At 44.1% G+C, this 12078-nt stretch carries 13 protein-coding genes; 4 read left to right on the top strand and 9 right to left on the bottom strand.

The window, feature by feature from the left end:
* Nucleotides 1-13: 13 nt before the first annotated feature.
* The 4 genes from MHH56_RS07850 to MHH56_RS07835 all read right to left on the bottom strand — a co-directional run bounded on the left by MHH56_RS07850 (nucleotide 14) and on the right by MHH56_RS07835 (nucleotide 4269).
* Nucleotides 14-916 (bottom strand): phosphotransferase, encoded by a 903-nt coding sequence (locus tag MHH56_RS07850; RefSeq protein ID WP_339207583.1) that lies wholly within the window; start codon nucleotides 914-916, stop codon nucleotides 14-16.
* Between the two features lie 209 nt (nucleotides 917-1125).
* Nucleotides 1126-1857, bottom strand: coding sequence for a UMP kinase (gene pyrH, locus MHH56_RS07845; RefSeq protein ID WP_339207582.1), 732 nt, complete (start codon nucleotides 1855-1857; stop codon nucleotides 1126-1128).
* 206 nt (nucleotides 1858-2063) lie between these two features.
* Nucleotides 2064-3137, bottom strand: coding sequence for a Gfo/Idh/MocA family oxidoreductase (locus MHH56_RS07840; RefSeq protein WP_339207581.1), 1074 nt, complete (start codon nucleotides 3135-3137; stop codon nucleotides 2064-2066).
* Nucleotides 3138-3141: 4 nt separating this feature from the next.
* Complete coding sequence (locus MHH56_RS07835) at nucleotides 3142-4269, bottom strand: Gfo/Idh/MocA family oxidoreductase (protein WP_339207580.1); 1128 nt, start codon at nucleotides 4267-4269, stop codon at nucleotides 3142-3144.
* 176 nt (nucleotides 4270-4445) lie between these two features.
* Here MHH56_RS07835 and MHH56_RS07830 point away from each other — a divergent pair, with 176 nt between their 5' ends.
* The 3 genes from MHH56_RS07830 to MHH56_RS07820 all read left to right on the top strand — a co-directional run bounded on the left by MHH56_RS07830 (nucleotide 4446) and on the right by MHH56_RS07820 (nucleotide 7096).
* Nucleotides 4446-5300, top strand: coding sequence for an AraC family transcriptional regulator (locus MHH56_RS07830; protein WP_339207579.1), 855 nt, complete (start codon nucleotides 4446-4448; stop codon nucleotides 5298-5300).
* 99 nt (nucleotides 5301-5399) lie between these two features.
* Nucleotides 5400-5852: a MarR family transcriptional regulator gene (locus MHH56_RS07825; RefSeq protein ID WP_339207578.1), complete on the top strand. Its 453-nt coding sequence runs from the start codon at nucleotides 5400-5402 to the stop codon at nucleotides 5850-5852.
* 29 nt (nucleotides 5853-5881) lie between these two features.
* A complete protein-coding gene (locus MHH56_RS07820; protein WP_339207577.1) occupies nucleotides 5882-7096 on the top strand; it encodes an MFS transporter in 1215 nt (404 codons plus the stop codon).
* Here the strand turns inward: MHH56_RS07820 and MHH56_RS07815 are convergent.
* Entirely contained in the window at nucleotides 7088-8860 is a 1773-nt protein-coding gene (locus tag MHH56_RS07815; protein ID WP_339207576.1) for a PAS domain S-box protein, read from the bottom strand. The genes MHH56_RS07820 and MHH56_RS07815 overlap by 9 nt on opposite strands.
* A 9-nt stretch (nucleotides 8861-8869) precedes the next feature.
* Between MHH56_RS07815 and MHH56_RS07810 the strand changes: the two genes are divergently transcribed.
* The gene (locus MHH56_RS07810) at nucleotides 8870-9085 is read left to right on the top strand and encodes a hypothetical protein (RefSeq protein ID WP_339207575.1); all 216 of its coding nucleotides are present in this window, start codon (nucleotides 8870-8872) and stop codon (nucleotides 9083-9085) included.
* Between the two features lie 55 nt (nucleotides 9086-9140).
* Here the strand turns inward: MHH56_RS07810 and MHH56_RS07805 are convergent, their stop codons facing one another.
* The 4 genes from MHH56_RS07805 to odhB all read right to left on the bottom strand — a co-directional run bounded on the left by MHH56_RS07805 (nucleotide 9141) and on the right by odhB (nucleotide 12075).
* The gene (locus MHH56_RS07805; protein WP_339207574.1) at nucleotides 9141-9344 is read right to left on the bottom strand and encodes a hypothetical protein; all 204 of its coding nucleotides are present in this window, start codon (nucleotides 9342-9344) and stop codon (nucleotides 9141-9143) included.
* A gap of 43 nt (nucleotides 9345-9387) precedes the next feature.
* A complete protein-coding gene (locus MHH56_RS07800; RefSeq protein ID WP_339207573.1) occupies nucleotides 9388-9798 on the bottom strand; it encodes a sugar ABC transporter permease in 411 nt (136 codons plus the stop codon).
* Between the two features lie 22 nt (nucleotides 9799-9820).
* Nucleotides 9821-10615, bottom strand: coding sequence for a hypothetical protein (locus MHH56_RS07795; protein WP_339207572.1), 795 nt, complete (start codon nucleotides 10613-10615; stop codon nucleotides 9821-9823).
* 230 nt (nucleotides 10616-10845) lie between these two features.
* A complete protein-coding gene (odhB, locus tag MHH56_RS07790; protein ID WP_339207571.1) occupies nucleotides 10846-12075 on the bottom strand; it encodes a 2-oxoglutarate dehydrogenase complex dihydrolipoyllysine-residue succinyltransferase in 1230 nt (409 codons plus the stop codon).
* Nucleotides 12076-12078 lie beyond the last annotated feature (3 nt).

The raw sequence follows: 12078 nt of genomic DNA, 5'->3' as shown, positions 1-12078 counted from the left end.
ATCACCTCTCTAATTAAGAAGACCCTTCTGCGTTCCTAAAGTTCCCGAATAGTTGAGGAAAGGACATCCATTTGTGATAGTCAAAAGCCGGCCCCTTAATTTCGAGTAAGCAGAAGAAATATCGGTACAATTCACGCACCTGTAATAAATCAGGGAAAGGCAGCACTTCAGCATAACCTTTGCGGAAATAATGAGCTCCCGCTTCATCCAATGAACATTCAATCGCTATTAAATCCATTTCACGAGGACCAAGCACATACGCTTCTGTATCAACGATTGCGCTAACACGTTCTCCATTTGATAGAAACTGTCTCGGATCCATATCGAGCATGATGCATGCGGCATACTCCGGTACCGGCATATTTTCAGCTAATGAACAGTAGTAATTAAGAGATTCATAGATTGCCGTATTTTCCTTGTAATAACGAGCGGCCAACACCCTTAATGCATCTGCTAGCTTCTGAGGGAAATCAGCCAATGCATGCCGAACTGATCCATTTAGAGAACCCCATTCCTTAACTTTATGGGAATGGATCTCCGCAATCGACCTGCCGAAATCCTCCATCAGCATCGCGGATTTATTTTGAAATGACAATGGAATTCCGTTTATTTTTTCAACCGAAATCACTTGTCTTCCATCGATCACGGCCTTGCCAAGCACACTGGGAATAGCGATATTGCTTGTCAATCGTGAAAGATATTGATTAATAATCTCCATATCAAACGTCTCGCTTAATTGTTTCCCGAACAAATTGCTGCATGCCCATACAAAAGGAGCATCAACGGTCTCATCTACGCCGGATGATCGAACAACGTATTCCCCTGCTTCCGTGATGACTAGAAACACGTCACTAGCAAAGCCACCCAGAGTGGACTGTGACATAATAGGTTCAGAAAATAATGATTGTAGGTTCATGCTGTACCTCCCATCCAAGATAATCAAATTTTTACATATTATCATTCAAAAATATAGACTTATAATTACAGCTCTGTTATGATGTTGAATAAGGTCTTTATAAAATTCCCGACTCCTAAAAACATCAAAGGACTGCTTAAAAAGTACATTTCCCGGCTTTCATTAAACGGGAGTACCTTTATAAGCAGTCCTTTTTATTTCAACAGTTATTAGTAGGCAAGAACAGATTCACCACTAATGATGGTTCCATTGTTTCCGCCTTCACAAATTTCTTTCATGGATCCGGGCTTGTCGAAGTTGAACACATGCATAGGCAAATGATAGTCTCTAGCCAATATAAAGGCTGACTGATCCATTACCTTCAAATTATATTGCAAAACATCATTGTAATGAAGAGATTTGAACCGCTTCGCATCGGCATCGTATTTAGGATCGGCATTAAAAATGCCATCTACGCCTTGTTTTGCAACCAGAAGCGCCTCGCTATTCACTTCAATGGCCCTTTGTACCGAAGGATAATCCGTTGTCACGTAGGGTTGACCGTTGCCTCCGGCAAATATGACGATATAGCCTTGCTCCAAATGGTGGATTGCACGCAGTCTGATGTATGGCTCGGCGACCGAAGTAATCGGTATCGCTGTCATGACGCGTACTTCTTTGTCTGTTTTAGCTTTCAGAACCCCGCGAAGCATCAAACTATTAATGACGGTTGCAAGTGTGCCGATGTTGTCTGCTTCCGCCCTTTCGATTCCCCAGCTTTCTGCCATATTGCCGCGAAATATATTCCCCCCGCCAATAACGAGCGACACCTCAACACCTAAACGGACCACCGATATAATTTCATTCGCAATGTAATTTAACCGTTCAGGCTCAAAACCGAATTCAGCATTTCCTGCAACTGCCCCGCCGCTAAGCTTAATAAGAACTCTCTTGTACCTCATTCGCCGTTACACCTCCATAGGATAAAAAAAAACACTAAAGCAATAGATGCTTTAGTGTAAAAGTGAAATGGGAATATGAAAAATACAATTGATAAACGTAACCCTGCGCTTGATCCTCATATTCCCACTCCTTCCATTTATTAATTCTCACATATTTTATACTGAGTACGAGCAAAAAAGCAACTACCTATTAGCAGCAAACATTTCTACTCCACTTTTGTCGCATGCTTCTGAGCAAGAAGCGACAGCTCAGCAGCTTTGAATGCATGCTCCTGCGTCATAGCAAGCTCAGTACCGTTCAAGCAATCGAGAATGAGCTGGCCAAAATAAGGGAAGCCGACTTTGCCGCGAAGCTGAATATGCTGCTCGCCATCTGCATTTACTAAATAAAGCTGGTCTCCGTCCTTATCTTTAGCGATATCAATGTACTTCCTCATCTCAATGTAGCCTTCAGTTCCGAGAATCATAGTACGACCGTCGCCCCATGTTCCAAGACCGCTTGGTGTTAGCCAATCGACACGGAAGTAGCCGGTTGCCCCATTCTCGCCAACAAGCGTCATATCTCCAAAATCCTCAAGTTCTGGATACTCCTTATTGGCATAGTTGGCCACCTTGCTGTTTACAACATTGGCATTCTGATTGCCTGTAAAATATAGAAATTGTTCAATTTGATGCGATCCGATATCACAAATGATGCCGCCATACTTTTCCTTCTCAAAAAACCATGACGGGCGGGAGGCAGCGTTCAAACGATGCGGCCCTAGTCCAATGACTTGAACAACACGTCCAATTGCACCTTGTTCGATCAATTGACCCGCATAAACTGCGCATTCCACATGCAATCTCTCGCTGTAATATACTGCGTATTTTTTTCCTGTATCTGCGTATGCAGCGCGAGCGTCCGCGAGCTGTTCAAGCGTTGTAAATGGCGCTTTATCGGTAAAATAATGTTTGCCGCTCTGCATGACGCGAACGCCTAGCGGTCCGCGCTCCGATGTTACCGCTGCAGCTACAACCAGCTGCACCTCATCATCGGAGAGCACCTGCTCTTCCGACTCCGCTGCCCGCACCTGCGGATATTGACGGATAAATGCTTCAACCTTAGCGTGGTCAGCGTCGTATACCCATTTTAAAGTGGCGCCCGCTTCCACAAGTCCGTTGCACATGCCATAAATATGACCGTGATCAAGACTAACAGCGGCGATTACGAATTGCCCATCCTCAACTACTCTATTCGGCTTTCCCTTTGGCGCATATTTCATGCCATCTGCATTACTCATCGATCTAGTCCTCCTTCTGATAGGCTGAGCTTGCGATTTTCTCTTGCAGATGCTTATAGAACAACTCCTCATCAATCGGCAAATCTACCCAGCCATCCGTCCATGTCGATAGCAGCATCGCATTCGAGAGCATAAGCCCTTTGATGCCTTCCTCACCTGGAGCAATCAATGGTTCATTGAAGAGAATCGCATTCACCCAGTTTTGTGTAATGCCTTTATGATCAGGGTTGCTGCCATGAATCGGAATTTCACATTTCCAACATTCCGGCTGACCGAAGCCGCCTTTGAACTGCTTGTTGAATTCCGGCTCAGGAACGGTTAGACGCCAGAATGTTAATTGGTTATTTTCAATTACAATTTTACCGCGATCACCGCTCACTTCCAGTCTGTTCGTGCCTGGCGCTTCGCCAGTCGTAGTCACGAACACTCCAGTAGCTCCGTTCTCGTACTCTACGAATGCGGTTACATCATCCTCAACCTCGATGTCACGATGCTTGCCGAAGTAGCAGAAAGCACGGACGCGCTTTGGCATCATACTGATCGTCCATTGCCACAAATCGAGTTGATGCGGATCTTGGTTTAGCAGCACTCCGCCGCCTTCACCAGCCCAAGTTGCACGCCAAGTACCGGAATCATAATAGCTTTGAGAGCGATACCAATTGGTTATAATCCAATTGGTTCTTCTTATTTCACCTAGCTCACCGTTATCTATCAATTCTTTCAGCTTCACGTATATCGGGTTTGTCCGTTGGTTATACATCATGCTGAATTTCACATTTGTTTGGCTGGCTGCGTCATTCATCTCGCGAACCTGCTTCGTATAAACACCTGCCGGCTTCTCGCAAAGCACATGCAGACCACGCTTAAAGCAAGCAATAGAAAGCTCTGGATGGGAGAAATGCGGCGTCGCAATGAGCACTCCGTCAACAAGTCCAGAGTCCATCATTTCATAAGGATCCTCATATAATCCGACTTGATCGCCAAGCTTTTCTTTTGCCCACGCAAGATTTGCTTGTACACAATCACTAACTGCGGTTATTTCAACTCCACTGACTTCACCTTTTAATAAGTAGCCAATATGACCCTTGCCCATATTTCCTAGTCCGATAATTCCCAAACGAACGATCTGCATCCGAATACCGCCCCTTTATTTACAATGTTATAATAGCAGCTGCTTTCACAATCGTTTTGCCTGCCTATATGGTAGCATTTTGGGATGCAGTGGGCTTCATTCGCATTAACTTGTTTACGCTTTTATTTGACTGTGGTTGGTGTATAATGATGGTATTTATGAGTGGAGGCGAAAGGATGAGCAAGCAGCAACAAATCAAATTACCGTTCACAATGGGAACCAGCTCTGATTTTAATGCTCATATTCCCTATCATAGTCACTTTCATTACGAAATCTATTATTTCCATGGCGGCAAAGTAAACTATCTTATTAATGACCGCATCTATGTTCTGGAGCCTGGCGACTTGCTGCTTATGCACGGGATGACACTGCACCGGGCACATGTGGATCCAAGCGCAGTTTACCACCGGTCGATCCTACATTTTGATCCGTATTACTTCAAGCAATTTATTCAGCCTTCATTTGCAGCGGACCTGCTCGAGCCCTTCGAGAAGCTTCAAAATATACGTTTGCAGCTGAGGGGCAATGAGAAAGCGGAAATAGAAGCTAGTCTTCATAAGCTTGAACAGCTTTACGTACTTCAGGACAGCTTCTCCATTCAGCGATTTCAAGCTTTAATGCTTGATTTTCTTATTCAGATCAATCAGCTTTGCCAGAAGCCGCTGAAGGATAAACCAACCTTTCCAACCTCCAAAGAACGCCATGTTCAAGCAATCATCTCCTATTTGGAGTGCCATTATAATGATGATATTACGCTAGAGGCGATTCAAGCAGAGCTGCACTTAAGCAAATATTATTTGGCTAAAACATTCAAAGAGGTTACTGGATTTACAATCTTCCAGTTTCTCATGCAGCGTAGAATCTATCAGGCCAAAATCGAGCTTATCAACACCATTCACCCCATTACCGACATTGGTTATGATGTTGGTTTTAAGCATCCCTCTCATTTCAGCCGCGCTTTCAAGCTGCATACCGACCTTACACCCGAACAATATCGCAAGCAAAATCATGTCTCTTCCGATCAATTGTAAACCGCTTCATTCCAAATTTGTGGATTGAAGCTCTTGACCCATTTAGTTGATAAGCGTATTATTGTCATAACAACTAAATGAAAATAGCAGGTGAAAGCAATGGAAATTATACAATCAGTAGGCTATATGCTCAGCAATACAGGCCGTAAACTAAACCTTCGGCTGCATCAGCTTTTTCAAGATTATGACGTTACGCCTGAACAGTGGTCGCTGCTCATGTATCTTGATGAGCACGATGGCATGACTCATAAAGATTTGGCACAGCGCTCCGACAAGGACCCAGCCAACATTACACGGCTTGTTGACCAGCTTGAACGAAAAGAGCTTGTCCGACGTGTCGCCAATCCGAATGACCGCCGATCGCAGCTGCTTTATTTAACCGCTAATGGCAGAACATGTTCTAATGAACTGGCACCTATCGAAGAAAAATTTGTTGCACAGCTGTTGACCGATATTTCGGAAGACGAAATTCAATCATTCAAAAAATTTATCGCCAAAATAACTAAAAACGCAGAACTGAACCACGAATCAAACACAAAGACGAGTGAATGATCGGCGAACATCTGAGAGGGGAACCTATAATGAATACGAATAAATTATGGAGCGCCGACTTCATTAAAATATGTTTAAGTAGCTTTTTTCTATTTTTTGCTTTTTATACATTAGCAACAGCATTGTCCGTTTATGTAACCAATGGACTTGGAGGATCTGATACGCAGGCCGGATTATCGATGACTGTTTTTGTTATCGCCTCAGTACTGCTTCGACCCTTCGCTGGCCAATTGATGACCCGTTATGGGGAACGGAAGATCGTTATTATTTCGTTGCTGCTGTTTCTATTGTTTTCGATTGCATACTTAGGTGTTTTTGGCTACGCGATGCTGCTGCTGGTTCGTTTTTTTCATGGCGGCACGTTCGCTATCGCAACTACCTCTACGAATACGACTGCAATCGGAATCATACCCGAGCATCGCAAAGGAGAGGGAATAAGTTACTTCAGCTTATTTATGAGCCTCGCGATGGTCATCGGACCTTTCGTTGGCTTAACGATAACAACGCATGGCGGCTTTACAGCGATGTTCGCATTATGCGCGGTGTGCGCGCTCATCTCCTTCATCCTAGGCGCTTCAACAGCCAAGAAATCTGCCGCTGCCAAAGCTGATCAACCGATCATAAAAACGAAGAGCAAGCTGCATTGGCGCGATCTTGTAGAGAAGAAAGCTGTGCCCATTTCACTTAGCGGGTTTGTAGTCGCGTTCGCCTACAGCGGGCTCGTAACGTTTATGTCGGTTTATGCTCATGAACAGGCTATTGATCAATATGCCAGCTATTTCTTTGTGTGCTTCGGCATTATGATTGTATTGCCTCGTCCGCTTGTCGGTAAATTGCTTGACCGTGTAGGAGAACATGTCATTGTATATCCCAGCATCGTTATATTTGCCATCGGCATGCTGCTGCTTAGCCAAGCAAGCTCGCCAGTTATTCTGCTTGTTTCCGGTGCTGTCATTGGTCTCGGATACGGCGCCCTGCTGCCTTGCTTTCAGACCATAGCCGTGCTTGCTGCTCCGGCACATCGCAGAGGGCTCGCTACAGCAACATTTTATTTGCTGTTCGACCTTGGATATGGCATTGGTTCCTACACGCTTGGCTCCTTGGCTTCAAGCTACGGGTACAGTGTTATGTATGTACTTTGTGCCATTATAATTGCCTTATCTTCCGTCATTTATTTCACACTTCACCATAAACGCAAAAGATTGTTGGCGACATCAGTCGATAACGCCTATAGCTCATCCTAGGCCTATCGTAAGCTGATCCTCAACAGGCAGCATAATTTCCACGACTGTTCCTTCGTTCATCACACTGCTAATTTGAAGCGTACCCTTGTGCGCTTCAATAATGCGGTTGCTGATCATTATGCCAAGCCCAGTCCCTTTTTCTTTCGTTGTCAGAAAAGGTTCGCCGATTTTTGAAATAAGCTCCTCCGGTATACCTGGACCGCCATCTATAATTCGGATATGAACGAAGCCATCCTCCAAGCTTGCAACCGTCACAACAACTTCGCCGCCCTGCGGCATCGCTTCTAATGCGTTTTTAATAATATTCAAAAAAACCTGCTTAAGCTGGTCCACATTGCAAAATATACTCGGCCTTGTATGGTCAAAACAAACCTTCAACTCCACATTTATAAGAATAGCTTGTGTTTCCAGCAAAGATAATACACTTCGCAGTATCGGCTCTAGAGGCTCGCTGCGATAGTTCGCGAAATGCGGCTTCGCTAACGTCATAAACTCATTTACGATTAAAGTAATACGGTCAATTTCATTGGCCATAATTGAAAAATAATGCGGGTTCTCCGGGTATTTACTGCTCAAAAGTTGTGTAAAGCCCTTTAGCGCTGTTAATGGATTTCGAATTTCATGCGCTACTCCTGCGGCAAGCTGACCAATTGCCGACAGCTTCTCCGAACGAATAAGAACCTCCTCCGAGCGTTTGCGGTCGGTCAAATCACGAATCACACTGAGCATGACATCCTTGCCTAAATAATTATTTATCCGAATGCTTGATATTTCTACATCCAATAACTGTCCGTCCGGACGTACAAGGATTCGTTCCACAAATGACGTCGGTTCATCCGACGACATGATTAAATCCATCTGCTCCAATGAAGAAGCATGATGGCTGGGATGAATAAATTCGAATACACTTCTTCCAATGACCTCTTTTCCAGGTTCAATCCCAAGTGCATGCAGGGCTAATTTGTTTGCATATAGAACGATTCCTTGATCGCTAATAACGATGGGCTCGGGAACAAACTTAATAATTTTCTGATAAAGGTTCGCATTGTCCCTTAGCAGATTTTCCTTTTCTCGTTTAAAGGTTACATCTTGGATCGTGCCGAGCAAGGACAGCTGTCCATTGAACATAATGATGGAGCTGTTGCCTTCCAAATAAATGATGCTGCCGTCTTTTTTTCTGCCTTTACACTTAAGCGGAAATTGATTTAATCCAATCGCCGATCCATGCATTATCTCGTTTTTGTGACGATTGATTTCATCCATTGACACCAAATCGCTTGAATTGAGTTCATACATCTCCTCTAATGTGTAGCCATACATCTCCGCCAAATAAGGATTGGCATAAACAATCTTATTGCATTGTCCTACAAAGACACCAGCTACGACATTTTCCATCAAGCTTTTATATAAATAATCCTTCTCATGCAAGGAGGCTTCCATTCGCTTCTGCTTGGTTATATCATGAATAATAAGCTGGACAGCATTTTTACCATCAAATTTCACAGCTACTGCTCTCATTTCAACCTCTATCGCTTGCTGATCCATACGAAGCAGCTCGAAGTAGGTAAACGTAGAAGGATTAGCCTCTATAATTAAATAGTTGATCATAGCTGGAAACCGCTCTAAATATTCAGGATGTATGAATTTGTTTATGGGGTCTCCAATAATATCATCGAAATTGCTAATGCCCAGCATGGTTAGCATTGCATGGTTAGCAAATACAATATTACCTTCTAACACAACAATAAGCCCGTCAGGAAGCATATGAACTAAATGCCGATATCTCTCTTCGCTTTCCCTCAATTGTTCGTTAACCTCGACGATTTCAATCCCCTCATCTCATCTCATTTCAACAAGCAGCTTCATCCTGTTGATTACTTTCAACATCCCCAGCCTTCTTCCTGCTCCGCTTCGATTTTAAAATACAAAAAAACATTGCCGCCAGCAAGTGTATCGATTAGCGGCAATGTCTATAAGAGAATCATTTAATCCGTTTTTCTACTCATTCATAAAGCCGTGCCACTAAACTCTAGCTGATAAAATGTTAACCTTTCACCCCAGCTACATTAAGTCCACCCATAATGTAACGCTGGAAAATAAGGAAAAATATTAACCGCGGAACCATCGTAATGGAGAGCACCGCAAACTTCACGTTCCACTGAATCGTAGAGCCGGAGTAGACCACATATCTGAAAATACCTGTTGCAAGAGAAGCACCATCACAGCGTAACCAAGCTTTACTTGCCAACGTTTGAAATCAAATGACGAGATTATGGAACGCTCGGTATTTTTCATCCTTTTTCACTCCTATTCTGCACTTTCAGGTAGAAGAAGGAGAGCACCATCATAACGGCGAACATCATCGTACCCATTGCTGTTGCTTTGCCAAAATCCAAATAAGTAAATGCATTTCTGTTCATAAGCAGCATATAAGTTAAAGTCGCGTTGTCCGGACCTCCGGCAGTCATAGCCAGTTGTGCTTGGAAGCTTTGCGAGGTGTTAATGATTTGAAGTAAAAACATCAGGAACAGCAATGAGCGCAAATTAGGCAGTGTAATAAACTTAATTCGTTGCCATACGCTTGCACCGTTGATTTCGGCAGCTTCATACAGATCCCGCGGTATGCCGACGATTGAAGCCAAATAGATGAGCACCGCTCCGCCAAAGTTTTGCCACGTTTCCATAATAACGATCGAGATCATGGACATGCCTTTTGTGAAAAAATCAATTGTTGATGAATGGCATATATCCACCTTTGGAATTCGATACGTAGTCCGGCAACGGGAGGATCTTTCCGATGGAGTAGTTGCTTGTTGTTGAGATGATCGTATTATCTTCATTTAAAATCAATAATTCGCCATCCTTCGCCACATTATCAGGATCAAGATCACTTGCCAGCACACGTTCAAGTCCCGACGCGATCAAGTACCCAGCTTCTGGTGATCGCCCATTCGTTATGCTGTTCATTTGTTTAACCATAACAAGCGTCTCCAGATCGGACGGATTATCTCCGAATTGATGCAGTACCTTCAGCACTCCCCGTCCCTGTGCACGATAAGCCTCCTTATACCATGGAAGCGCATCCACATTTGTAGAGAAGTAGATGCCTCGCGTCTGCATATCCAAAGAAGGCACAAAAGAGTAAAGGCTTTCAGAATCCGGCATAAAAAAAGAATACGCTATTTTAGGAGATGTTTGTTTGAGCAGCATCTCATCCAGAGACGTGAATCGTCTAAAACGCTCGTAGGATGAAGACAACGGGATATTAAGCATTTCCTGAATTTCCTTGGTCATCATGATCGAATTCATTGTCTCTTCCATATGCATGATTGTTCGATCAATCGTTACATGACTCGATTCCACCCACTTCACCAGCGTCGAACCCACTTGCCGTTCCGTAATTTCTGCGACATTGCGCGAGACAACCCAATCCATAAAAATAACAGGTATAACGACTAGTGCAATAAACAATGCGATGAACCGCTGGAGCATTGTGAGATTAGTAAAGGATTCTCGCATCTATTATGCAGCCTCTCTCCATTGAATACTTCTTAAATCTTAATTGTAGCCGATAATACGCCCGGTTCCATGTTCAATATTATGTTTATTGTAATCGATATTCAGATCTTTTTTCGACATCTTTTTTCATAACATAATAAAACGGCCATCTTAATCGCAAAAAAAAAAGAGACTGTCCTTTGAGTAGATCACTCTACTTAAAGGACAGTCTCTAATGTGATGCTTTATATTTAGCCTTCGAGAAGAAGTGATTCTGGATCTTCAAGAAGCGCTTTGACGGTTACGAGGAAGCGAACAGCTTCGCTGCCATCTACGATACGGTGATCGTAAGACAATGCAAGATACATCATCGGACGGTTTTCCATACGAACATCATCGATTGCTACTGGACGAATTTGAATTTTGTGCATGCCGAGAATACCAACTTGCGGTGCATTAAGAATTGGCGTGGACAGCAAGGAGCCAAATACGCCGCCATTCGTAATAGTGAAGCTTCCGCCTTGCAAATCAGAAATGGCAAGTGTGTTTGATCTTGCTTTACCAGCAAGCTCAACGATATTTTTCTCGATTTCAGCGAAGCTTAGACGGTCCGCGTCACGAACGACCGGAACGACAAGACCTTCTTTTGCAGATACTGCAATGCCGATATCATAGAATTTTTTCGTAACAATATCTTCGCCGTCAATTTCAGCATTAAGCAGCGGGAATGCTTTAAGCGCACCAACTACAGCTTTCGTAAAGAATGACATAAAACCTAGGTTTACATCATTTTTCTCGAAGAAAGCTTGCTTGCGGCGTTTGCGCAAATCAAGAATCGCAGTCATATCCACTTCATTGAAAGTCGTCAGCATCGCTGCTGTGCGTTGTGCTTCAACTAGGCGGTTAGCAATCGTAACCCGGCGACGAGACATCCGTTTGCGTTCAGTCGGCTTCACATCTTTGCCTGCGTTAGCAGGTTCTGATTGTGTTAGCGGAGCAGATTTAACCGGAGTGGCAACCGCTGGTGCAGGTGCAGCAGCAGGAGCTTGTCCTTGCGCTGAAAGATCAATGCCTTGCTCACGAGCACGTTTACGAGCAGCTGGCGATGCATTAATCGTTGCTGCACTTTCATTTGCAGAAGAGGCAACAGGCGCTGCTGGAGCAGCAGCTGGTGCAGCTACTGCGGCAGGAGCAGCAACAGGAGCTGGCTCAGCTGCCGGAGCAGCAGGTGCGGCTGCGCCGCCCGCTGCTTCTCCAATCGAACCGATCGCTTCACCTACAAGTACAACTTCTCCGTCTTGTTTAGCGATGCGAGATACAACACCGCTATTGTCAGCGCTAATTTCTATGTTAACCTTATCGGTTTCAAGCTCTAGTAGGACATCTCCCTGATTGACGGAGTCGCCTTCCTTCACGAACCATTTGGTAATTGTGCCCTCAGAAATGGACTCGCCTAGTTCCGGTACAATAATTTCAGCCATTAG

Source organism: Paenibacillus sp. FSL K6-3182 (assembly GCF_037976325.1).
GTDB lineage: Bacteria > Bacillota > Bacilli > Paenibacillales > Paenibacillaceae > Pristimantibacillus.
This window is presented reverse-complemented; position numbering and strand designations above follow the sequence as displayed.

Excerpts from the sequence above, each read along its gene's own strand:
- MHH56_RS07850 (WP_339207583.1), bottom strand. The coding sequence starts at position 916 with ATGAACCTACAATCATTATTTTCTGAACCTATTATGTCACAGTCCACT.
- pyrH (WP_339207582.1), bottom strand. The coding sequence starts at position 1,857 with ATGAGGTACAAGAGAGTTCTTATTAAGCTTAGCGGCGGGGCAGTTGCA.
- MHH56_RS07840 (WP_339207581.1), bottom strand. The coding sequence starts at position 3,137 with ATGAGTAATGCAGATGGCATGAAATATGCGCCAAAGGGAAAGCCGAAT.
- MHH56_RS07835 (WP_339207580.1), bottom strand. The coding sequence starts at position 4,269 with ATGCAGATCGTTCGTTTGGGAATTATCGGACTAGGAAATATGGGCAAG.
- MHH56_RS07830 (WP_339207579.1), top strand. The coding sequence starts at position 4,446 with ATGAGCAAGCAGCAACAAATCAAATTACCGTTCACAATGGGAACCAGC.
- MHH56_RS07825 (WP_339207578.1), top strand. The coding sequence starts at position 5,400 with ATGGAAATTATACAATCAGTAGGCTATATGCTCAGCAATACAGGCCGT.
- MHH56_RS07820 (WP_339207577.1), top strand. The coding sequence starts at position 5,882 with ATGAATACGAATAAATTATGGAGCGCCGACTTCATTAAAATATGTTTA.
- MHH56_RS07815 (WP_339207576.1), bottom strand. The coding sequence starts at position 8,860 with ATGCTTCCTGACGGGCTTATTGTTGTGTTAGAAGGTAATATTGTATTT.
- MHH56_RS07810 (WP_339207575.1), top strand. The coding sequence starts at position 8,870 with ATGCCGATATCTCTCTTCGCTTTCCCTCAATTGTTCGTTAACCTCGAC.
- MHH56_RS07800 (WP_339207573.1), bottom strand. The coding sequence starts at position 9,798 with ATGATCTCGATCGTTATTATGGAAACGTGGCAAAACTTTGGCGGAGCG.
- MHH56_RS07795 (WP_339207572.1), bottom strand. The coding sequence starts at position 10,615 with ATGCGAGAATCCTTTACTAATCTCACAATGCTCCAGCGGTTCATCGCA.
- odhB (WP_339207571.1), bottom strand. The coding sequence starts at position 12,075 with ATGGCTGAAATTATTGTACCGGAACTAGGCGAGTCCATTTCTGAGGGC.